Annotated in this window: 18 protein-coding genes; 16 read left to right on the forward strand and 2 right to left on the reverse strand. The window is 36.7% G+C overall.

The window, feature by feature from the left end; translation table 11 throughout:
- The first annotated feature begins 261 nt into the window (after positions 1-261).
- Positions 262-1,347 carry a glycosyl hydrolase family 28-related protein gene (locus tag N9R04_RS05865; protein WP_262855729.1) on the forward strand — a complete coding sequence of 362 codons (1,086 nt, stop codon included), beginning with the start codon at positions 262-264 and terminating at the stop codon, positions 1,345-1,347.
- Between the two features lie 65 nt (positions 1,348-1,412).
- Here the strand turns inward: N9R04_RS05865 and N9R04_RS05870 are convergent, their stop codons facing one another.
- Together N9R04_RS05870 and N9R04_RS05875 are read right to left on the reverse strand one after the other, a co-directional pair.
- Positions 1,413-2,216 (reverse strand): prephenate dehydratase, encoded by an 804-nt coding sequence (locus N9R04_RS05870; protein WP_262855730.1) that lies wholly within the window; start codon positions 2,214-2,216, stop codon positions 1,413-1,415.
- 93 nt (positions 2,217-2,309) lie between these two features.
- Complete coding sequence (locus N9R04_RS05875) at positions 2,310-3,374, reverse strand: nitric oxide synthase oxygenase (RefSeq protein WP_262855731.1); 1,065 nt, start codon at positions 3,372-3,374, stop codon at positions 2,310-2,312.
- 289 nt (positions 3,375-3,663) lie between these two features.
- Between N9R04_RS05875 and N9R04_RS05880 the strand changes: the two genes are divergently transcribed.
- The 15 genes from N9R04_RS05880 to gatB all read left to right on the forward strand — a co-directional run bounded on the left by N9R04_RS05880 (position 3,664) and on the right by gatB (position 22,305).
- A complete protein-coding gene (locus N9R04_RS05880; RefSeq protein ID WP_262855732.1) occupies positions 3,664-5,145 on the forward strand; it encodes a nicotinate phosphoribosyltransferase in 1,482 nt (493 codons plus the stop codon).
- Complete coding sequence (gene nadE, locus N9R04_RS05885) at positions 5,138-5,959, forward strand: NAD(+) synthase (protein WP_262855733.1); 822 nt, start codon at positions 5,138-5,140, stop codon at positions 5,957-5,959. Before N9R04_RS05880 ends, nadE begins: the two co-directional genes overlap by 8 nt.
- A 93-nt stretch (positions 5,960-6,052) precedes the next feature.
- Positions 6,053-6,652 carry a DUF2179 domain-containing protein gene (locus tag N9R04_RS05890; protein ID WP_262855734.1) on the forward strand — a complete coding sequence of 200 codons (600 nt, stop codon included), beginning with the start codon at positions 6,053-6,055 and terminating at the stop codon, positions 6,650-6,652.
- Positions 6,630-6,818, forward strand: coding sequence for an NETI motif-containing protein (locus N9R04_RS05895; RefSeq protein ID WP_262855735.1), 189 nt, complete (start codon positions 6,630-6,632; stop codon positions 6,816-6,818). Before N9R04_RS05890 ends, N9R04_RS05895 begins: the two co-directional genes overlap by 23 nt.
- A gap of 422 nt (positions 6,819-7,240) precedes the next feature.
- Positions 7,241-8,536 (forward strand): adenylosuccinate lyase, encoded by a 1,296-nt coding sequence (gene purB / locus N9R04_RS05900; protein WP_262855736.1) that lies wholly within the window; start codon positions 7,241-7,243, stop codon positions 8,534-8,536.
- 93 nt (positions 8,537-8,629) lie between these two features.
- Positions 8,630-8,932 carry a YerC/YecD family TrpR-related protein gene (locus N9R04_RS05905; protein ID WP_262855737.1) on the forward strand — a complete coding sequence of 101 codons (303 nt, stop codon included), beginning with the start codon at positions 8,630-8,632 and terminating at the stop codon, positions 8,930-8,932.
- Positions 8,933-9,055: 123 nt separating this feature from the next.
- The gene (gene pcrB / locus N9R04_RS05910) at positions 9,056-9,748 is read left to right on the forward strand and encodes a heptaprenylglyceryl phosphate synthase (protein WP_262855738.1); all 693 of its coding nucleotides are present in this window, start codon (positions 9,056-9,058) and stop codon (positions 9,746-9,748) included.
- A complete protein-coding gene (gene pcrA / locus N9R04_RS05915) occupies positions 9,748-11,946 on the forward strand; it encodes a DNA helicase PcrA (RefSeq protein WP_262855739.1) in 2,199 nt (732 codons plus the stop codon). Before pcrB ends, pcrA begins: the two co-directional genes overlap by 1 nt.
- Before the next feature lie 3 nt (positions 11,947-11,949).
- Entirely contained in the window at positions 11,950-13,953 is a 2,004-nt protein-coding gene (gene ligA, locus N9R04_RS05920; protein ID WP_262855740.1) for an NAD-dependent DNA ligase LigA, read from the forward strand.
- Between the two features lie 12 nt (positions 13,954-13,965).
- Positions 13,966-15,174 carry a CamS family sex pheromone protein gene (locus tag N9R04_RS05925; RefSeq protein ID WP_262855741.1) on the forward strand — a complete coding sequence of 403 codons (1,209 nt, stop codon included), beginning with the start codon at positions 13,966-13,968 and terminating at the stop codon, positions 15,172-15,174.
- 604 nt (positions 15,175-15,778) lie between these two features.
- Positions 15,779-16,528 (forward strand): ABC transporter ATP-binding protein, encoded by a 750-nt coding sequence (locus N9R04_RS05930; RefSeq protein WP_262855742.1) that lies wholly within the window; start codon positions 15,779-15,781, stop codon positions 16,526-16,528.
- A gap of 122 nt (positions 16,529-16,650) precedes the next feature.
- Complete coding sequence (locus N9R04_RS05935; protein WP_262855743.1) at positions 16,651-18,468, forward strand: FtsX-like permease family protein; 1,818 nt, start codon at positions 16,651-16,653, stop codon at positions 18,466-18,468.
- Between the two features lie 636 nt (positions 18,469-19,104).
- On the forward strand, positions 19,105-19,407 hold the full coding sequence (gene gatC, locus N9R04_RS05940; RefSeq protein ID WP_262855744.1) for an Asp-tRNA(Asn)/Glu-tRNA(Gln) amidotransferase subunit GatC: 303 nt from the start codon (positions 19,105-19,107) through the stop codon (positions 19,405-19,407).
- A gap of 1 nt (position 19,408) precedes the next feature.
- On the forward strand, positions 19,409-20,866 hold the full coding sequence (gatA, locus tag N9R04_RS05945) for an Asp-tRNA(Asn)/Glu-tRNA(Gln) amidotransferase subunit GatA (protein WP_262855745.1): 1,458 nt from the start codon (positions 19,409-19,411) through the stop codon (positions 20,864-20,866).
- Positions 20,867-20,877: 11 nt separating this feature from the next.
- Entirely contained in the window at positions 20,878-22,305 is a 1,428-nt protein-coding gene (gatB, locus tag N9R04_RS05950) for an Asp-tRNA(Asn)/Glu-tRNA(Gln) amidotransferase subunit GatB (RefSeq protein ID WP_262855746.1), read from the forward strand.
- The last annotated feature ends 519 nt before the right edge of the window (positions 22,306-22,824 follow it).

The following is a 22,824-nucleotide window of genomic DNA, read 5'->3' on the forward strand; positions in this document are numbered from 1 at the left end:
GGAGCGGGACAGAAATCTAATTTAAATAGAAAGATTTCGTAGTCCCGCCCCGGCAAGGATGGCTAGAATTGAAAAAAGCTTGATACAAGCGCATTTTCAAATCAGTCATCTACTGCCGAGATGTTGAAGAGGCTGGGATTTATGTCCCAGCCTCTTTCTCTCTAGTCAAAGACTTTTATGTCCCAGCTTCTAAATAGGGTTAGTGATTTAGAAAAACGGTTATAAGATATTGATTGAAAGAAGTGAAAGGAGAGATACGCAGTGTTCATTAATGTTAAAACTTTTGGTGTAAAAGGGGAAAATAAATTTTTCGATACTTTAGGTATGCAAAGAGCTCTTAACTATGCCAAAAAACATCCTGGAACTCGACTTTACGTACCTGACGGTGTTTACCATATAGCTAAAGCGCTAGTTATTTATGGGAATACAACTTTACAGCTCTCTAAAAATGCAGTCTTAGAGCGACATGGTAAAGATGCGTTACTGAAAAATGGACAACCTTATAAGTTCTATCATGGATATGAAGGTAATAGTCATATTTATATTTCTGGTGGAACGTTTGATATGAATGGGGAGGATTATCCATATAACAATACAGCATTGTGTATCGGACATGCTCGAGACATCCAAATAAAAAATGTAACTTTCAAAGATATTGTGGGCGGCCATGCTATCGATGCGTGTGGTATTGATGGATTACACCTAAGTCATTGTAACTTTAAAGGCTTTCTAGATTACGAAGACAGCAGGTGGTTTTCAGAAGCGGTTCAATTGGATATTCAAGTACCGGGAGCCTTTCCTAAATTTAGCACTTGGGATGGCACTATAACTAAAAATGTCGTAATTGAACATTGTTACTTTGGAAACTCAGAGACACCAGGTATGAAACCTTGGAATAGAGCGATAGGTTCGCATGCAAGTCGCTATGATAAGTTTTATGAGAACATACACATTCGGCATAATTATTTTGATCAGATTCAAGCTTATGCAATCACCTTATTAAAAAATAAAAATACTTACCTTCACCATAATTATTTTCATGAGTGCTGTGGAGGTATACGTTACTTAGGAGTAGATAGAGGTAAGAATTCAGCTGATATGAAGGGTCAAGTCCAAAGCGTGCAAGCAGGAGAAAATTTAAACATTTGGAAAAATGTATTCATCGGTAAGATGGATAATCCGGCCATTCTCATTAAAAGTTATGAAGGAGTTCCTCATAATCAAGTGCTCATTGCAGAGAATCAGTTTGAAAATATTCATCAACAGCGTTTATATTTGAAAGATATCTCTAACTTAACGCTTAAATGTCCAAACAATCTTTCTGTAAAGCAAGTAAATACTCAATAATATAAAGACTGCTTTATCTTGCTTATTTACAATAGTAAAAGTATTTGATAAAGCAGTTAAACTTTTTAGTTCAGTTGATTAAATCTACCAATTAATTCTATATTATAATTTAGTGTTTCTAGGATGTTAATTACTTTGTCAATTTGATGTTGGTCAATCATTTCTGCCTGCACGAAGAAGCGATACATTCCCAGTTGTGTTTTTAATGGTCTTGATTCTATCCACGATAGATTGATATTGAGCATGGAAAAGGTGTTAAGTATATTAGCTAAGGTTCCTGGTTGGTCGATTTGAGGTGTGATAAGCATCATTGTCTGTGTACCTTCTTTGTTATTAACTAATTCGTCTTTAATTACTAGAAAACGCGTAATATTGTGAGGGTAATCTTGTATGTTGTCATAAAGTGATCGGTAACCTAAAGGCTCACCACTTCCTGAAGGAGCGATAACACCAACATCATGGCTGATAAATTTAAAACCCGCAACAGTGCTATCTACATACTCATAATTTAACTTGTGTTGGTGGATAAAGTTTTGCGTTTGACTGATAGCTGGAGCAATTGAGTACACTTTCGTGATTTCTGATAGATCACTATCTTGTAGACCATACAAATTAAAAGTAATATCTAACCGCAACTCTCCAATTGCGTAGACATTGTTTAGTGCTAGCGCATCAGCGACCACATTGATCGTACCTTCGATGGAATTCTCAATAGGAACTATACCTAAGCTCCCATCTTCTGTGGTTACTGACTGAATAACCTCGAATAGGTTTTTTTGCGGAACTAAGGTTGCCTGGTTATGAGTTATGTAGCGTTGTGCTGCTTGATGGGAGAATGTACCCTTAGGTCCTAAATAATACAAATTCATAATTTAATCCCCTTTGTTATCAGTTGATAAGTTGTTATATTTTAAACTACTAAACCATATGTTGGACTTTATATCAAGGGGAAGATGATACGTTTAATGAAACGGGCAACCTCGACTCTCTTTCTTCTTATAATAAAAATTGGGATCTTTCATTGCATGTTTATAACCGTGATGGTAATTCGACGTGAGTGTAGGTGATAGCGGCGGAGCCAACCAGGACCATTTACCAGTCACTTCACGGTTATGTTTAGCTTCAGTTCGTTCAAACGTCTCAAATTGCTTGGCAGCAGTTAAATGATCTACCATCGATACCTTATTAGCTTTAAAAGAGTGGTATACAGCGTAATTAAGTTCTACAAGCGCCCGGTCTTTATTGAAAGTATTGTTCTTCAGACTATTGAAGTTAAACGCTTGGGCTACTAAAGGTAATAAATTGTAACGATAGCTATCAGTGAAGTTGCGTACAGCTATCTCTGTCACCATATACCAACCGTTAAAGGGGGCGGTAGGGTAAGTGATACCACCTATCTGCAGATCCATGTTTGAAATTATAGGTACTGCATACCATTTTAGTCCTAATTGAGCTAATTTGGGATAGTTTGGATGCGCAATCGGAACTTCTTTGATTAGATCGCTCGGGTAATTGTAATATTTAATAGTATCTCCTGGCATTTGATAAATAAGTGGTAAGATATCAAAATCACTATGCTTACCTTGCCATCCTAGATGTTGAGCTAGTTGGGTTACTCTTTTTTCCATAGGGTCTCCACAGTCTTCATAACCGGTGTATCTAATAAGTTGATTGTTATAAATACGAGGAGGATGGGAGGGATGATAGATAGTGATGTAGGGTTTAACGTTACCATCATTGGTAGCTTCCTTAATGTGCGATTCGATGGAAGAGAGGAATTGCGTGTCGCTTGAAATATCTCGTGCATCTACAACATTAAGAGATCTCCAATGTGCTCGCCCGATACATCTATTTGAATTTCTCCACGCTAATTTGGCGCCAAATGTTAACTCATCTTGAGTATGGGTATACGTGCCTGTAGCGTCAATTTCTCTTTTAATATGAGTTAAACGTTCTTCCATCTCTGCTTTATTTAAATCACATTCAATATACATCCGCTCTATAAAAGCTTTTGCCTCTTTATACATCTCAACACCTCACGCATTATTATACATCGATATATAATATTTTAATCGGCAATAATATACTCTTCAATGAAATTTCACTTTTAATTAAAAATTCTAAATTATTGAAGCTTAAAAGACGACTTAGAGAGTATGATAAAATGAGTGACGAAGTTAAAATGATAAACATCAGAAGACAGCTATAATAAATAAGTTGCTGAATATCGATTATCTAGGCGTAGCTTATATAAGTTAACTGAATCTTGATGTAACATTTGTTAAACTGGTGGAAAAGGCGATTGGAGCGATAAGAGTGGTTGAATTCAAAGATGATACACTGACTTTACATAATGATTTATATCAAATTAATATGGCTGAAACTTATTGGAATGACGGTATCCACGAACGTAATGCGGTCTTTGATTTATATTTCAGAAAGATGCCATTTGACAGTGGTTATGCAGTTTTTAATGGATTGACTAGAGTTATAGATTTCATCCAAAACTTTCATTTTTCTGAAGAAGATTTAAAGTATTTGAAAAAGATTGGTTATAAAGATGATTTTTTAAATTATTTACAGGATCTGACTTTTACAGGAAATATACGTGCTATGCGTGAGGGCGAGCTGTGTTTTGGTAATGAGCCGTTGATTAGAGTAGAGGCTCCATTGATTCAAGCACAGTTAATAGAAACGATGTTATTAAACATCGTAAACTTTCAAACCCTGATTACTACAAAAGCGAGCCGTATTAGACGAGCAGCTAATGAAGACACGTTGATGGAGTTTGGCACTAGACGTGCCCAAGAAGCTGATGCAGCTATATGGGGTGCGCGTGCAGCTTTTATAGGCGGGTTTGATGCTACGAGCAATGTGAGAGCAGGTAAGATATTCGACTTACCGGTTTCTGGTACCCATGCCCATGCAATGGTACAAACGTATGGTGAGGAGGATATTGCTTTTAGAAAATACGCTGAACGCCATAAAGATTGTGTCTTTCTAGTAGATACCTTTCATACTTTAAAATCTGGCGTACCCAATGCGATCAAAGTAGCTAAAGAGTTGGGAGATTCAATTAATTTTATAGGTATACGTTTAGATTCTGGCGATATTGCTTATTTATCTAAAGAGGCCCGCAAGATGTTAGACGAAGCTGGATTTACTGATGCTAGTATTGTTGCCTCAAATGACCTTGATGAAAGTACGATAACGAGCCTGAAGTCACAAGGGGCAAGAGTCGATGCTTGGGGTGTAGGTACTAAATTGATTACAGGATATGATCAGCCAGCATTAGGCGCGGTTTACAAACTAGTAGCTGTCGAAGATGACCAAGGAAATTACGTCGACCGTATTAAGTTATCTAATAATGCAGAAAAAGTAACTACGCCAGGTAAGAAGAATGTTTACCGAATAATAAATAAAAAGACGAATAAAGCAGAAGGAGATTATATTACATTATCATATGAAGATCCTTATAAAGAATCTCCACTAAAATTATTCCATCCGGTTCACACGTATAAGATGAAGTTTATTAAATCGTTTATCGCGAAAGATCTTCACGAAGATATTTTTATTGATGGTAAACTAGTATACGATATTCCAGATGTGCAAGATTCTAAAGACTACCTTAAAGAAAACTTATCATTGTTGTGGGAAGAGAATAAACGCTTGCTTAACCCTCAAGAGTATCCTGTTGATTTAAGTGCGGATTGCTGGCATAACAAACATGAACGTATCTATGAAGTCACAGAACACGTTAAGCAAATGGAGGAAGAATTGGAGGGAGAGTATGAGTGATCTACAAAGCATTATCGTAAATGAGATGAAAGTTAAACCTGAAATCAACCCCCAAGAGGAAGCGGAAGAGATCATCCGATTTATTAAAAATTATGTTCAATCTCATAGCTTTATCAAAACACTAGTACTTGGAATATCTGGAGGTCAAGATTCAACCTTAGCAGGCAAATTGTGCCAAATCGCTGTAGAACAATTGAGAAATGAGAACCGAGAATGTGAATTTGTAGCGGTCAAATTACCTTATGGTAAACAACAAGATGCCGATGAAGTTGAAGATGCACTGCAATTTATTCAACCCGATCACATTTATACGGTCAATATTAAGCCAGCGGTAGATCAAAGTGTGAGCTCCCTGAAAGAAGCAGGTATAAACTTAACCGATTTTCAACGTGGTAATGAAAAAGCAAGAGAGCGCATGAAAGTTCAATTTTCAATAGCATCAAACCAATCAGGTATAGTTGTCGGAACTGATCATTCGGCTGAAAATGTAACAGGTTTTTTCACAAAATATGGTGATGGTGCAGCTGATATTGCACCTCTGTTCGGCTTAGATAAGCGACAAGGAAAGCAACTTTTAATTTATCTTAACGCTCCCCAACATTTATATGAAAAAGTACCTACAGCAGACTTAGAGGATGATAAACCTCAATTACCTGATGAAGAAGCATTAGGGGTAACCTATAAGGATATTGATGATTACTTAGAGGGGAAACAAGTTCCTAGTGAGGCTAAATCAATTATTGAAACACATTATGTAACCAATGCTCATAAACGTGAACTGGCTTACACACGTTATACGTGGCCCAAGAATTAATTCACTTAACTTTAGTAATTCTTAGTGACAGTTTTTCTTTCACCTGGTAAAATAACCTAAATTATTTACAGAGGTAGAAAGGAAAATGCATAGATGTCATTAATTATGTCCAATCCATGGCTGATGATATTAGCCATATTTGTCATTAATGTAGCCTACGTTACATGTTTAACGATGAGGACCATCTTAACACTCAAAGGCTACCGGTATATGGCAGCGTTAGTTAGTTTCCTAGAAGTACTTGTATATGTGGTCGGCTTAGGTTTGGTAATGTCTAGTTTAGATCAAATACAAAATATCATAGCATACGCTTTAGGTTTTTCAGTAGGTATTATAGTGGGTATGAAAATAGAAGAAAAGTTAGCTTTAGGTTACACTGTCATCAATGTAACTTCAGCAGAACATGAGTTAGATTTGCCTAGACAGCTACGCGATCTAGGGTATGGCGTCACACATTATACAGCTTACGGTAGAGATGGTGCACGTATTGTAATGCAAATACTTACTCCAAGAAAGTTTGAAACAAAATTAATCGAGACAGTTAAACAAATTGATGTCAAAGCATTTGTAATAGCTTATGAACCGCGCACTATTCACGGTGGTTTCTGGGCTCGAGGTGTGCGTAGTAGAAAGATTAAACAATATGATACGGGTGAAGTGGAAAGTATTTATGAAGAAACAACAAAAATTTAAAGTTAATCAAGGCGAGACCATAAAAGAATGTTTAGAACGGATGCGAGAAGCGGGTTATATGCCAGTGAAACGCTTTGAAAAACCCGTTTATCAAGAGCAAAAAGATGGCAGTATTAATGTGTTACGACAAGATATTGAATTTATAGGCAAACGTATAGAAGATTAAATGTTAATTGAGTTAGGTTATATATTAAGGTGGTCGGAAATTTCTATTTTAACAGTAGGAATTTCCGCTTCTTAATATTTAACTTCGTTTAAGCTTAAGGAGGATCGAAACAAAAGCGTTTAGGAGCTGAGCGAATCGGAACATGGGAGCGTTTCTGTTGACAATCCCGCTTTTAATAGTCCGTTAATCGGTTGTCATGAGTACAGAAACTTTATGTCTCAACCTCGATGAGTGAGATACTTAAATCAAAGACATTATTTATTAAGATTACAGGAAATTTATTTTTTAGAAAGCCTTATACATTTGATGGGATTTTTGGTAGACTGTAAATGAAGAGGCAAAAAACGAACTTTTTTGTTGTTTTGCTACAGATTATACATATTTAAATGCTAATCTAAAATATTAAGATAGGAGTTAATTCGATGATTGAACGTTACTCTAGAGAAGAAATGTCCCGTATTTGGACGGATCAAAATCGTTACGAAGCATGGTTAGAAGTAGAAATATTAGCATGTGAAGCTTGGAGCGAATTAGGTTACATCCCCAAAGAAGATGTTGACAAGATACGTCAAAATGCGAAGGTTGATGTTGATAGAGCTAAAGAGATAGAGGAACAGACGCGACACGATGTCGTTGCCTTTACACGTCAAGTCTCAGAAACATTAGGTGAGGAACGTAAGTGGGTGCATTACGGCCTAACTTCTACCGATGTTGTAGATACGGCTCTAAGCTATGTGATCAAGCAAGCTAACGACATCATTGAAAAAGACCTAGAACGTTTTATCGACGTATTAGAAAGCAAAGCGAAGAAATATAAATATACTCTGATGATGGGGCGTACACATGGTGTTCATGCAGAGCCCACGACGTTCGGAGTAAAAATGGCACTGTGGTATTCTGAAATGAAGCGAAATTTGGATCGCTTCAAGCGTGTGAGAGAAGAAATTGAAGTAGGTAAAATGAGTGGTGCTGTTGGTACTTTCGCCAATATACCTCCCGAGATTGAAGCCCATGTGTGTGACAATTTAGGTTTAGATTGCGCGCCAGTTTCTACGCAAACATTACAACGTGATCGCCACGCATACTACATTGCTACATTAGCGCTAATAGGTACATCATTAGAGAAATTTGCAGTGGAAGTACGAAACTTACAAAAAACAGAAACACGTGAAGTAGAAGAAGCGTTTGCTAAAGGTCAGAAAGGATCTTCTGCTATGCCTCATAAACGCAATCCAGTTGGTTCAGAGAATATTACGGGTATTTCACGCGTAATTAGAGGTTATATTACAACGGCTTACGAAAATGTCCCACTTTGGCATGAAAGAGATATTTCTCACTCTTCAGCCGAACGTGTCATGCTGCCAGACGTGACGATTGCTCTAGACTATGCGCTCAATCGCTTCACTAATATTATAGACCGCTTAACGATCTATGAAGATAATATGAAAGAGAATATGAATAAGACGTATGGTTTAGTATTTTCTCAACGTGTGTTACTAGCACTTATCAATAAAGGAATGGTACGTGAAGAAGCCTATGATACAGTTCAACCTAAAGCGATGGACTCATGGGCAACTAAGACACCATTTAGAGAACTAGTCGAACAAGATAGTAAAATTACAGATTTATTATCCAAACAAGATCTCGATGAATGCTTCAACCCCGAGCATCATTTGAATCAAGTAGATACCATCTTTAAACGTGCTGGCTTAGAATAAATAATATTATTTGAAAAAAACCCTGAAAGTGTTTACACTTTAACGTGTTAGTCCGTTAAAATGATTAAAATCGAAATACAGGGGTTGTTTAAGATGCAAATTGAAAAGATAAGAGGCCAAGTACTTAATGAGTTGTTTGATGCGATTTTAACATTAGAAAATAGAGAAGAATGTTATCAATTTTTTGATGACTTGTGTACTGTAAATGAATTACAATCTCTATCGCAACGACTTCAAGTGGCTAAAATGATTAAGCAAGGTTATACCTATGCAACAATTGAAGAAGAATCTGGGGCATCTACCGCGACGATATCACGAGTTAAACGCTCACTCCAATGGGGTAATGACGCTTACTCAATGATATTAGATAGAATGAATATCGATACAGTGGAATAATAATGTAAGGGCTGGAATGAATAAAGTTTCAGTCCTTAATTTATGCTATCTTTAGCCATAACTATTTAGAAAGAAAGAAGCAAAAATGCTATAATTCATTGTAAGTGAAAAGGAGAAATTCTGATGTATGATATAACAAAATGGCGGCATATATTTAAGTTAGACCCCGCTAAAGCGATTAGTGATGAAGATCTAGAGGCAATATGTATGTCGGCAACAGATGCAATTATGATTGGTGGCACCGATAATGTCACTGAAGATAATGTCATTCATTTAATGAGTCGTGTTCGGCGTTACCCCTTACCTCTAGTACTTGAAATATCAAATGTAGAGAGCGTCATGCCAGGCTTTGATTTCTACTTTGTACCAACCGTACTGAACAGTACAGACGTGACTTATCACAACGGTATCTTACATCAAGCTTTGAAGCAGTATGGCCATGTTATTGATTATGATGAGGTTGTATTTGAAGGCTATGTAGTACTCAACAAGGATAGTAAAGTAGCAAAGAAGACGTCAGCTGCTACTGATTTAACTGTTGAAGATTTAGAAGCTTATGCTCATATGGTAAATAATATGTACAAGTTACCAGTGATGTATTTAGAAAATAGTGGGGCCTATTATGATGTAAATTTAGTTAAGTATGTATCTGACCTACTCACTACGAGTCAATTATTCTACGGTGGTGGAATAACAAATCTCGAGGAAGCTAGTGAGATGGCAGAGCATGCAGATACAATAATCGTTGGAGATATTATCTATAATGATGTTAAAAAAGCACTAAAAACTGTCAAAGTAAAGGAGTCTCATAAGTAATGAATGCGTTAATTGATAAAATGAACGATGAGCAAAGCCAGGCCGTAAGAACGACTGAAGGCCCTCTTCTCATAATGGCAGGGGCAGGTTCCGGTAAGACACGCGTGCTCACGCATCGAATCGCATATTTATTAGAAGAAAAGGACGTATCACCTTACAATATATTAGCCATAACGTTCACGAACAAAGCTGCTCGAGAAATGAAAGAACGTGTGGAAAAGCTAGTAGGTGAGGAAGCACAGGTGATATGGATGTCTACATTCCATTCAATGTGCGTTAAAGTTTTACGTCGTGACGCCGATCGAATAGGGATAGAAAGAAACTTTACTATTTTAGATCCTACTGATCAAAAATCAGTGATTAAAGATGTCTTGAAAAATGAAAATATTGATAGTAAAAAGTTTGAACCTCGCATGTTTATGGGAGCTATTAGCAATTTGAAGAACGAGTTGAAAACACCTGACGATGCTGAACGAGAGGCAAATGACTATATCTCCAATATGGTTGCGACTGTATATAAAGGTTACCAACGACAACTATTTAGAAATGACGCATTAGATTTTGATGACTTAATTATGACCACTATTCATTTATTTGAACGTGTACCTGAAGTCCTTGATTATTATCAAAATAAGTTTCAATACATACATGTAGATGAGTATCAAGATACAAATAAAGCGCAGTATACATTAGTCAATATGCTTGCTCAAAAGTTTAAAAATCTTTGCGTAGTTGGTGATTCTGACCAATCAATTTATGGCTGGCGTGGTGCTGATATACAAAATATCTTATCTTTTGAGGAAGATTACCCTGAAGCTAAGACGATCTTCTTAGAACAAAATTACCGCTCAACTAAAACGATACTTAACGCTGCAAATGAAGTTATCAAGAACAATACCGAACGTAAGCCTAAAGGTCTCTGGACTGCTAATGCTGAAGGAGAAAAAATCCATTATTATGAAGCGATGACAGAACGAGATGAAACTGAATATGTAGTTAAAGAAATAATGCAAAAACGTCAAAATGGTAAAGAATATAAAGATATGGCTGTTCTTTATCGTACAAATGCACAGTCTCGTGTCTTAGAAGAAACATTTATGAAAGCGAATATTCCTTATGTGATGGTTGGCGGTCAAAAGTTCTATGATCGTAAAGAGATAAAAGATTTACTTAGCTACTTACGAATCATCGCTAATAGTAACGATGACATTAGTTTGCAGCGGATCATTAATGTTCCTAAGCGAGGAATTGGTCCATCGTCAGTAGACAAAATACAACAATATGCTCAACAGAACGATCTAAGTATGTTCGACGCGTTAGCAGAAGTTGATTTTATCGGATTATCTAAGAAAGTTACTCAAGAATGTATTAAGTTCTATGATCTGATTAATAACCTTATTAAAGAGCAAGAATTCCTCGAGATAAGTGAGATAGTGGAAGAAGTTCTAACTAAATCGGGCTATCGAGCTATGCTTGAGAAATCCCAAACTATAGAATCTCGTAGTAGATTAGAAAACATTGACGAATTTATGTCAGTACCTAAGAATTATGAAGTAGAAACACCTTTAGAAGAGCAATCACTGATCAATTTCTTAACGGACTTATCGTTAGTAGCTGATATTGATGAAGCGGAAATTGAAAATGGCGTAACACTAATGACAATGCACTCTGCTAAAGGTTTAGAGTTTCCAATCGTCTTTATAATGGGAATGGAAGAATCAATATTCCCTCATATCCGCGCTATCAAAAGCGACGATGATCACGAGATGGAAGAGGAGCGCCGTATATGTTACGTGGCACTCACGAGAGCAGAAGAAGAACTGTATCTCACACATGCCTCTTCACGAATGCTATACGGTCATTCACAATCTAATATGGTGTCTCGCTTTTTAAATGAGATTCCAGAAGGATTATTAGATATGGCTAAAAAAGAGCGTACATTTGGAAGTTCTTTAGGAAATCATTCACGCAAAACTTCAAAAAGAGGGTATAGTAAACGCACCGTTTCACCTAAGAAAAAACAGGTTGCATCAGATTGGAATGTGGGAGATAAAGTAGTGCATAAGACGTGGGGAGAAGGTATGGTAAGTCATGTTAACGATAAGAATGGATCGGTAGAATTAGATATTATCTTTAAATCCGAGGGTCCTAAACGGTTGTTAGCACAATTCGCTCCGATTGAGAAGAAGGAGGATTAACTCATGGCTCGTTTAAAAGATAGAGTTGCAGAACTACATCGCTTATTAAATCAATACAGTTATGAATATTATGTTCAAGACAACCCTACAGTACCGGATAGTGAGTACGATAAGCTGCTAAGAGAGTTAATCGATATTGAAGAAGAACATCCTGAACTCCGTGCTTCAGATTCACCGACAGTACGTGTAGGGGGGCAAGCTCAGTCCACTTTTGAAAAGGTAAACCATGATACACCGATGCTAAGTCTGGGTAACGCTTTTAATGAAGTAGAATTGCGTAAATTTGATCAACGTATTCGTGAGCGGGTCGGTGATGTAGAATATATGTGTGAACTCAAAATAGATGGTTTAGCTGTTTCATTGAAATACGAAGATGGTCAGTTTGTACAAGGGTTGACTCGTGGCGATGGGACAACAGGTGAAGATATAACAGAAAACCTAAAAACCATTCATGCTATACCGTTAAAAATAAATTCTCCGTTGTCGTTTGAAGTGCGTGGAGAAGCTTATATGCCGCGTCAATCATTTCTCTCTTTGAACGAAGAGAAGAAAAGAAATGACGAACGACCTTTTGCAAACCCACGCAACGCTGCTGCAGGTTCGTTACGCCAACTAGACTCTAAGCTCGCTGCTAAACGTAAATTAAGCGTCTTCTTGTATAGCGTGAATGATTTCACTAACTTTAAAGCAGATACACAAAGTGAAGCACTAGATGAGCTAGACGCTTTAGGATACAAGACCAATCAAGAGCGAGAGCAGGTAGGAAGTATAGATGAGGTGCTGAAATATATCGAGAAATGGACCGAAAAGCGAGAGGATTTACCCTACGACATAGATGGTATAGTCATTAAAGTTAATAATTTGAAGCAACAACAAGAAATGGGCTTTACGCAAAAATCTCCTCGCTGGGCTATCGCTTATAAATTTCCAGCAGAAGAAGTAGTTACCACACTTAAAGATATTGAGCTCAACATCGGGCGAACAGGGGCGGTGACTCCGACCGCAATACTTGAACCCGTTCGTGTAGCAGGCACTACTGTATCGCGCGCTTCCCTACACAATGAAGATTTAATTCGTGAAAAGGACATACGAATTGGCGATAGTGTAATAATCAAGAAGGCTGGCGATATTATTCCGGAAGTCGTTAAAAGAATTCTTGAGCGACGACCGGAAAATGCAGAGCCTTATCGTATGCCAACGCATTGTCCAAGTTGTGGTCATGAGCTTGTTCGTATTGAGGGAGAGGTAGCGCTCAGATGTATCAATCCTCAATGTCAGGCTCAGCTCGTTGAAGGGCTCATTCACTTTGTATCTCGTCAGGCCATGAATATCGATGGTTTAGGTGAAAAGATCATCCGCCAATTATACGATAATCATGTGATTAAGGATATTGCTGATATTTATTATTTAACAGAAGACGACTTGTTACCTTTAGAACGCATGGGCACAAAGAAAGTTAACAATCTACTTGCAGCAATTGAGCATTCTAAACAAAATTCTGTAGAACATCTGCTCTTTGGTTTAGGTATTCGACACTTAGGAATTAAAGCTAGTCAAGTTCTAGCTGAAAAGTATGGTACATTAGATCAATTATTTAATGTAACAGAAGAAGAGCTCATGGAGATTTCTGACTTTGGGCATAAGCTTGCTCAATCTGTAGTTACTTATTTAGCAAACGATGATATCATTGCACTGATAAATAAATTAAAAGAAAAAAATATAAATATGTCATATAAAGGCTTCAAACGAACTGAAGTTGAAGGTCACCCTGATTTTATGAACAAAACGATTGTGCTGACAGGTAAACTTCAAAATATGACACGAAAAGAGGCATCAGAGTGGTTAGAACGTCAGGGTGCTAACGTAACGAGTAGTGTAACTAAAAAGACTGACATAGTGATAGCAGGAGAAGACGCTGGCTCTAAGCTTGATAAAGCGGAAAAATTGGGCATCTCAGTTTGGTCTGAAGAAGACCTCATAAGTAAACAAGCGGAAATTGAAGATTAAAGGGGATTGAGCATGAAGAGAACAATCATATTAGTCATCTCAACTATTGTCTTATTATCGGCATGTGGTCAAGAAGATTCTAGTAAAGAGCAAAGTAAAAATGAACACGAGTCTAAACAACCATCAACTTCTGTTAAACAAACTGCAACAAATAAAGATGTACAAGGAGATAACTATCGTACGATACTTCCGTTCAAGGAAAGTCAAGCGCGTGGTTTACTTCAAGACAATATGGCAAATAGTTATAATGGCGAAGACTTTGAAAGTGGTCTACTAGATCTAAGTAAGCAAGTCTTCCCAACAGATAAGTATCTATACCAAGATGGGCAGTACCTAGATAAAGATACTGTAAATGCGTATTTAGATCCAAAATATAGCAAAGATGAAATTAAAAAGATGAGCAAAGATGAGCGTAAATCTAAGAAAGCGGATCAAAATTTAGGTTTGAATCCTTCACATCAAGGTGAAAAAGATCCTGAAAAAATCGCTGATAAATCCCCAGCGTATTTATCCAATATTCTTGAACAGGATTTTTATGATAACGGTGATACAAAAGGCAAAGAAATTAAAGGGATGACTATTGGATTAGCCATGAATAGTAATTATTATTACCAAAAAAAGAAAAATGGTGAAACGTATAGTAAAAAGCTCGATAGCAAAAAAGTAGAAAAACAAGGAAAGCAAATGGCAAGTGAAATCCTCATTCGTTTACGCGAAAACAACGATTTAAAAAATATACCTATTCACTTTGCCCTATATAAACAGTCAGGAGAGAATGCGATTACTCCTGGGGAATTTATGGCTGGAACTACGGCAGAGAAAGGGAAGACGCGTATTAATGAATGGAAAGAAATTGATCAAACGTCAGCGCTGCTACCTTCAGAAACTGCAGCCGATAAAGATGAACGTTTAAACAACAATTTCAAGCAATTTAATAATAACTTGCAAGCTCATTTCAATAATTTCACTCAGGCGGTAGGTACTGTCAAATTTGATAAGACAACTGCTAAACAGTTATCAGTAGATGTGCCAATTGATTACTATGGTAAAGCTGAGACGATTGGTATTACACAATACGTAACTGAACAAGCTAAAAAGTACTTTGATAATATAGATGAATACGAGATTCACATTAAAGATGGCAATAATCCCCAAGCTTTAATTAGTAAGAGTAAAGATGACGATGAGCCTAAAGTTCATATTTATAAAAATAGTAATTAATTCTTTGAAGAGGTCAGGACAAAGCGTTGAGCGTTTAAACAGGACAGGTGTCAATCAGTAATCAGTTAGCTGAGAATTATTGTTTAAATGCTTTTAAGGTACTACGATCTTAGTATCTATATGCAACACGTAATGTCACTGCCTCTTTTTTCATAGCTAATTGCCGGTTTAGCGTCACGGAGTGCTTATAGAAGCGGGACAGAAATCTAATTTGAATAAAAAGATTTCGGAGTCCCGCCCCGGCAAGGATGACTAGAATTGAAAAAACTTGATACAAGCACATTTTCAAATCAGTCATCTACTGCCAAGATGTTGAAAGAGGGAGCGGGACAGAAATCTAATTTGAATAAAAAGATTTCGTAGTCCCGCCCCGGCAAGGATGACTAGAATTGAAAAAAGCTTGAACAAGCGCATTTTCAAATCAGTCATCTACTGCCAAGATGCTGAAAGGGTCTGGGACACTACATTATATCCCAGTCTCTTTCTCTCTAGTTAAAGACCTTTATGCCCCAGCCTCATTGAAATAAATTGTAAGGGTAGATAAAGGTTAAGTGTTAGTTTCTGATTTAGACTGTTAAGTGTGGGAGAAAGGACTGAGATTGATATGCTACTTGATATCCAAAATGTCAAAAAAGTTTACGGTATGCGAAAGAATCAAGTTACAGCTTTACGAGATATGAACTTTATGATAGCTGAAGGTGAATTTGTTGCTATTATGGGCGAATCAGGTTCTGGCAAGTCTACACTTCTTAATTTAATAGCTACATTTGATAAGCAAACGGAAGGTACTATTATTCTAAATAATCATGATACGATTAAATTAAAAGGTAAGGAGATAGCGAAATTTAGGCGCGAACAACTCGGTTTCGTCTTCCAAGACTTTAACGTGTTACATACGATGAACATTAAAGATAATATTCTATTACCGCTCGTATTGTCTGATACTAAAATGGAGGTAATGTCACGACGGTTAAGCGCAGTGACTAAAGAATTAGGCATCGATAATATTCTTGAAAAGTATCCGTATGAGATATCTGGAGGGCAAAAACAGCGCGTAGCAATCGCAAGGGCGATCATTAGTCAGCCCCGTCTGCTATTGGCTGATGAACCGACAGGTGCTTTGGATTCTAAGACTTCTCGAAATATAATGAATTTATTTAGAACAATTAATGAACAGAGGCAAACTGTATTGATGGTAACACATTCAACGACGGATGCTTCGTATGCAAAAAGAGTTATTTTTATTAAAGATGGTTTAGTATATCATGAAATTTATCGAGGCGAAGAAGACCAGAGTCAGTTTCAAAAACGAATTGCTGATAGTTTAGCAATGATTAGTGAGAGCGAGGTATAACCTTGAAGGTATCTTTGATGTGTAAATTAGCTATAAGAAATTTTATAACATTACGGCGGATTATTTTTCCATTTGTTCTCTCTCTGTCAAGTATGTTTGCGCTCCAATACATACTCTATTCCTTGCTTTTTAATAAATTCTTACAAGAGCGAAACGAAGTGATTCGTGCTTATGCTGGAATAGGGGACTTCTTTGTTTCCGTCCTCATTATTGTGTTTATACTTTATGCAAATAGATTTGTAATGAGACGTCGTAGAAAAGAGTTTGCGTTAAACATTATTTTAGGCATGGAGAAGAAGCACTTACGATTCATCCTACTTATAGAAACAATCATTGAATACCTTATCGCATCTCTAATAAGTATCATAGGAGGATATCTCTTTGGTATTCTACTATTCATGTTACTTAACAAACTAATGAAAATGCAGCATTTCAATACGTTTGATTATCCGTTTAACATACGTGCAATGGTGATCACACTTATTATTCTATTCATTGCCATGTCAATCTTATATTTAATTAATTGTATACAGCTGACACTACGTTCATCACTGAAGCTCATCCACAGTGGGAAAGCAGTAGAAAAAGCACGCTCTACCACTACTCTCATTATCTTAAGCATTATTGGTACAGTGCTATTAGTCTTATGCTATGGACTCGCACTTAATATTAATCTATATACCGACTATGGTTTATTCTTTTTAGCATTACTATTAGTTATCGTAGCAACTTATGTTCTCTTCACGTCTTTAAGCATATTAATATTAAGGGTTTTGAGAAGAATTCCAACTATTTATTATAAAAAAGTCAATTTTTTTACTTTATCCAACTTGCTTTCTCGTATGAAGTCTAATGCCGTTAGTTTGGCTAGCATTAGTTTGTTATGCACCTTTTTAGTTGTAACCGCGTTGTTGTCATTGTCAACCTACAGAGGTCTACCACAAATGCTAACTCAAGAGCATCAGCAAGGCTATTACATTCAGTATGATAATCAGGAGCATTCTATATCTCAAATTCAAAAGCGATTACGCAATTTTGAAAGAGATTGTAATAAATATACTCAAATCACTTACAAGCAAAAATTGCTTTCTTTTCGATCGGTTTTGTTCTTAGATAATAATAAACTAACTGCTGAAAAGCAAAAAACAGTTCCTTTTTTTACTAAAATTGTGACTGAAAATCAATTAGAACACTATAACGGTAAGAAATTAAATTTAAAAAGTAATCAAATAGGGTTATATAGTGCTAATCCAGACTTTGATAGCTTAACAGAAGTTGAACTTTTAGGACAGAAAAAACGTGTAAAACATTTAAATGTAGATGATACTTCGGAACAATCTAGTGGTCGCGCTTTATTTATTGTAGTTAAAAATACAGCTCAACTTAAACAAGTTAAAGATAAAGTTAAAGGAAGCAATAACGTAGAGTACTTATTTAATGTCAAAAACAAACACGTCTTTGAGCAACATAAATCTACCTTAGAAAATAAGTACTCCCTCACAATAGATTCAATTGAAGAATTCAACCGTAATATAAGTGAAATCTATGGTGGTTTAGTTTTTGTCGGTATTATAGTGAGTATCACTTTACTAGTGGGTATCTTTTTAATGATGTATTATAAGCAAGTTTCTGAGGGGTATGATGATCAGCGAAATTATCAAATTATGAAAACTACGGGTCTAGATAAATCTTTAATTAAACAAGTCATCAATCGTCAAATTATTTGGATCTTTAGTCTGCCTCTTTTAATCACGTGTTTGCACTCATTATTTGCGACGAAGTTAATCAGTCAACTACTTACCATATTAGTAGGCGTGCACTACTATGAGTATATTGTCAATTATAGTATTATCATGGGAATAACTATTGTCGTTTATGGATTAATTTATTTATTGACTTCAAATGCTTATTTTAGAAATGTAAATAACGAGGACGAATGAAATATTTATTGTTTGAATAACTGAATTTAATAGAAAAGACGCAGCCGTAATATATTGTTATTATTTCAGCTAATTCTCAATAAAGGTACTAAAATCATCGGCAAGCACTTTCTCACTAGACGTTTAAGCAAGTGTTGACTAGTATCTCTATCTCGTATGTTTAAATCGTGAACTTTTAATAGGAAGCAGGCCTCTTTTGATTGCACTATCAGATCTGTGCATACTACTAGAGTTTGTCAAAGCTATTGATAAGCTTTTGTGGATTTTAGAAAAGTGATGCATGGTTACTTCATGAGGCTGGGACATAAAGGCCTTTGACGAGAGAGAAGAGACTGGGACATAATGTAATGTCTCAGTCTCTTTCAGCATCTTGGCAGTAGATGACTGATTTGAAAATGCGCTTGTATCAAGCTTTTATCAATTCTAGTCATCCTTGCCGGGGCGGGCCTACGAAATCTTTTTATTCAAATAGATTTCTGTCCCGCTCCCTCTGAGGTCGTCTTAAATGAGTGGGGCAGTTATATGTAAAATAGAATTTTAGTTTACTCCTACCTTAAGCATGGTGTTACATAGATTTTCAAGCTTAATTTTGGTACAATTTTGTAATGAATGAGTAATTAAGGAGGCTTTTATTAAATGGCTAAAGTGACACGTGATGAAGTTAAACATATCGCTAATTTAGCACGTTTAGAAATTAGTGAAGATGAAACTAGTGAGATGCAAGAATCTCTAGAAAGCATATTGAATTTTGCTAATCAAATAGATGAAGCTCATACTGAGGATGTCGAACCTACATATCACGTATTGGATTTACAGAACGTCTTACGTGACGATGTTGCTAAAGAGGGACTTCCTCAAGAAATAGCATTAAAAAATGCGAAAGAAACAGAAGATGGACAATTTAAGGTACCATCAGTGATGAACGGGGAGGATGCTTGAGATGACGATTCGTTATGAGTCAGTAGAAACCTTAATTAACATGATCCAGAATAAAGAAATTAAGCCGTCACAAGTGGTAAAGGATATCTATGAAGCTATTGAAGAAACTGATCCCACTATTCAATCATTTCTAGCTTTAGATAAAGAGAATGCACTTAAGCATGCAGAAGAGTTAGACAAGCTCCAAGATCAAGATCAAATGGAAGGGTTACTATTTGGTATTCCAATGGGGATTAAAGATAACATCATTACTGAAGGTGTTGAAACAACATGTGCTAGTAAGATGTTAGAAGGCTTCGTACCTATTTATGAATCAACAGTTATGAATAAGTTGAAAAATGAAAATGCTATATTAATTGGTAAACTAAATATGGATGAGTTTGCTATGGGTGGTTCTACAGAGACGTCTTACTTTAAAAAGACTTTAAATCCATTTGACCATAGTGCTGTTCCTGGTGGTTCATCAGGTGGTTCTGCAGCAGCAGTTGCAGCGGGACTTGTGCCGTTTAGTTTAGGTTCTGACACGGGTGGTTCAATACGACAACCTGCGGCATACTGTGGAATCGTTGGCCTTAAACCTACATATGGACGTGTTTCTCGTTTTGGTTTAGTAGCATTTGCTTCTTCTCTAGATCAAATCGGACCTTTAACACGTAATGTGAAAGATAATGCACTAGTGTTACAAGCTATTTCAGGCGTAGACGAACACGATTCAACAAGTGCCCCTGTTGACGATGTAGATTTCACTTCTGACATTGGTAAAGATATCAAGGGAATGAAGATCGCTTTACCTAAAGAATACTTAGGTGAAGGTGTAAGCGAAGAAACTAAAGACACTGTACGCCAAGCAATAGAAACGTTGAAAGAGTTAGGGGCTACTGTCGAAGAAGTGTCCTTACCTAATACTAAATTTGGGATTCCATCTTACTACTTACTCGCATCATCTGAGGCTTCAGCAAACTTAGCACGATTCGATGGAATTCGATATGGTTATCATTCCCCTGAAGCTAAGTCTTTAGAGGAGCTATATAAACTTTCTAGAAGCGAAGGTTTCGGTAAAGAGGTTAAACGCCGTATATACTTAGGTACTTTCGCTTTGAGTTCAGGATACTATGATGCATTCTATAAGAAAGCGCAAAAAGTTAGAACATTAATTAAGAAAGATTTTGAGAATATCTTTAATGATTATGATGTGGTAGTAGGACCTACGACACCTGGTCCTGCATTTAATCTAGGAGAAGAAATAGATGATCCGCTAACGATGTATGCAAATGACTTATTAACTACACCAGTTAACTTAGCTGGTTTACCAGGTATCTCTGTACCTTGTGGTAAGTCTAATGGGCGCCCAATTGGTTTACAATTTATTGGAAAGCCGTTTGATGAAAAAACGTTATATCGTGTCGCATATCAGTACGAAACGCAATTTAACTTACACGATGAATATGAAAATCTTTAAGGAGTGGAAATATGCATTTTGAAACAGTTATCGGACTAGAGGTCCACGTCGAATTAAAAACGGATTCTAAAATGTTCTCTCCATCACCAGCGCACTTTGGTGCAGAGCCTAACTCTAACACGAATGTCATTGACTTAGCTTATCCAGGCGTGTTGCCTGTAGTTAACAGACGAGCTGTCGACTGGGCGATGAGAGCTTCTATGGCTTTAAATATGGATATAGCAACCGAATCAAAATTCGATCGTAAAAATTATTTTTATCCTGATAATCCTAAGGCTTATCAAATTTCTCAGTTTGACCAACCGATAGGTGAGAATGGGCATATTGATATTGAAGTGGATGGTGAGACGCGTCGTATCGGTATAACTCGTTTACACATGGAGGAAGATGCCGGTAAATCAACTCACAAAGAAGGGTACTCACTAGTTGATTTGAATCGTCAAGGTACACCGTTAATTGAAATTGTATCTGAACCTGATATTCGATCACCTCAAGAAGCTTATGCCTATTTAGAAAAATTACGTTCCATTATTCAATATACTGGCGTTTCTGATTGTAAAATGGAAGAGGGCTCATTACGTTGTGATGCGAATATCTCATTGCGTCCATATGGTCAAGAAGAATTTGGAGTTAAAACTGAGTTGAAAAACCTTAACTCATTTAACTACGTTCGAAAAGGGTTAGAATATGAAGAAAAACGTCAAGAAGAAGAACTGTTAAACGGCGGTGAAATTCTACAAGAAACACGCCGTTTTGATGAGGCGACAGGTAAAACGATCTTGATGCGTGTTAAAGAAGGCTCTGATGATTACCGTTACTTCCCTGAACCAGATATCGTGCCTTTATATGTTGATGAAGAATGGAAAGAACGCGTGCGTCAGACTATACCTGAATTACCAGATGCGCGGAAGAAAAAATATGTAGAGGAATATGAATTGCCAGAGTATGATGCACATGTCCTTACGCTGACAAAGGAGATGTCTGATTTCTTCGAAGGAGCAGTGGCACATGGCGCTGATATTAAGTTGACGTCAAACTGGTTAATGGGGGGCGTAAATGAGTATTTAAATAAACATCAAGTCGAGTTAAATGATACTCAGCTGACGCCAGAAAATTTAGCCGGAATGATTAAATTAATCGAAGACGGTACGATGAGTAGTAAGATAGCTAAAAAAGTCTTTCCTGAGCTAGCTGCAAATGGTGGAGATGCTAAACAGATTATGGAAGAGAAAGGTTTAGTTCAAATTTCAGATGAAGAGACGTTAAAGCAATATGTTAACGAAGCCTTAGATAATAATCCTCAATCTGTTGAAGACTATAAAAATGGTAAAGGTAAAGCGATGGGCTACCTCGTAGGTCAAATCATGAAAGCTTCTAAAGGTCAAGCTAATCCACAAATAGTAAATAAATTATTGAAACAAGAATTAGATAATCGCTAAGTTAAATAAATAACTTACTAAATATGATAGGGATAATAGAGAGGTCGGGATGAAAGCGTTGAGGATTTGAGCAGGGGGCCCCAACAAAGAGAAACTGGTAAACCAGTTTCAACAAGCACAGCGAGTTGGGGTGGGGCCCCAACAAAGAGAAACTGTTAAACTAGTTTCCACAAGCTATGCAAGTTGGGGCCGCCCTATAAAAGCGAAGCCGGAGACTGGGACATAAAGATCTTTTATTAGAGAGAACATGAGGCTGGGACATAATGTAATGTCTCAGCTTCTTTCAGCATTTTGGCAGTAGATGACTGATTTGAAAATGCGCTTGTATCAAGCTTTTTTCAATTCTAGTCATCCTTGCCGGGGCGGGACTACGAAATCTTTTTTATTCAAATTAGATTTCTGTCCCGCTCCCTTCAACATCTGGAACACCGTTATTCGGTTTCAGAGAGCATTAAAGCTTTATCTCTCAACCTCTTCTATATTGTGACTAATGATATACAAGTAACGCTGTAGTTTTAC

The sequence above is a fragment of the Staphylococcus marylandisciuri genome (assembly GCF_025519785.1).
Lineage (GTDB): Bacteria > Bacillota > Bacilli > Staphylococcales > Staphylococcaceae > Staphylococcus > Staphylococcus marylandisciuri.

Bases quoted from the DNA above. Each gene is read 5' to 3' on its own strand.
- gatC (WP_262855744.1), top strand. From the start codon at position 19,105: ATGGCTAAAGTGACACGTGATGAAGTTAAACATATCGCTAATTTAGCA.
- N9R04_RS05905 (WP_262855737.1), top strand. From the start codon at position 8,630: ATGCAAATTGAAAAGATAAGAGGCCAAGTACTTAATGAGTTGTTTGAT.
- N9R04_RS05890 (WP_262855734.1), top strand. From the start codon at position 6,053: ATGTCATTAATTATGTCCAATCCATGGCTGATGATATTAGCCATATTT.
- nadE (WP_262855733.1), top strand. From the start codon at position 5,138: ATGAGTGATCTACAAAGCATTATCGTAAATGAGATGAAAGTTAAACCT.
- pcrB (WP_262855738.1), top strand. From the start codon at position 9,056: ATGTATGATATAACAAAATGGCGGCATATATTTAAGTTAGACCCCGCT.
- N9R04_RS05925 (WP_262855741.1), top strand. From the start codon at position 13,966: ATGAAGAGAACAATCATATTAGTCATCTCAACTATTGTCTTATTATCG.
- gatA (WP_262855745.1), top strand. From the start codon at position 19,409: ATGACGATTCGTTATGAGTCAGTAGAAACCTTAATTAACATGATCCAG.
- N9R04_RS05875 (WP_262855731.1), bottom strand. From the start codon at position 3,374: ATGTATAAAGAGGCAAAAGCTTTTATAGAGCGGATGTATATTGAATGT.
- purB (WP_262855736.1), top strand. From the start codon at position 7,241: ATGATTGAACGTTACTCTAGAGAAGAAATGTCCCGTATTTGGACGGAT.
- N9R04_RS05870 (WP_262855730.1), bottom strand. From the start codon at position 2,216: ATGAATTTGTATTATTTAGGACCTAAGGGTACATTCTCCCATCAAGCA.
- pcrA (WP_262855739.1), top strand. From the start codon at position 9,748: ATGAATGCGTTAATTGATAAAATGAACGATGAGCAAAGCCAGGCCGTA.
- ligA (WP_262855740.1), top strand. From the start codon at position 11,950: ATGGCTCGTTTAAAAGATAGAGTTGCAGAACTACATCGCTTATTAAAT.
- N9R04_RS05930 (WP_262855742.1), top strand. From the start codon at position 15,779: ATGCTACTTGATATCCAAAATGTCAAAAAAGTTTACGGTATGCGAAAG.
- gatB (WP_262855746.1), top strand. From the start codon at position 20,878: ATGCATTTTGAAACAGTTATCGGACTAGAGGTCCACGTCGAATTAAAA.
- N9R04_RS05895 (WP_262855735.1), top strand. From the start codon at position 6,630: ATGAAGAAACAACAAAAATTTAAAGTTAATCAAGGCGAGACCATAAAA.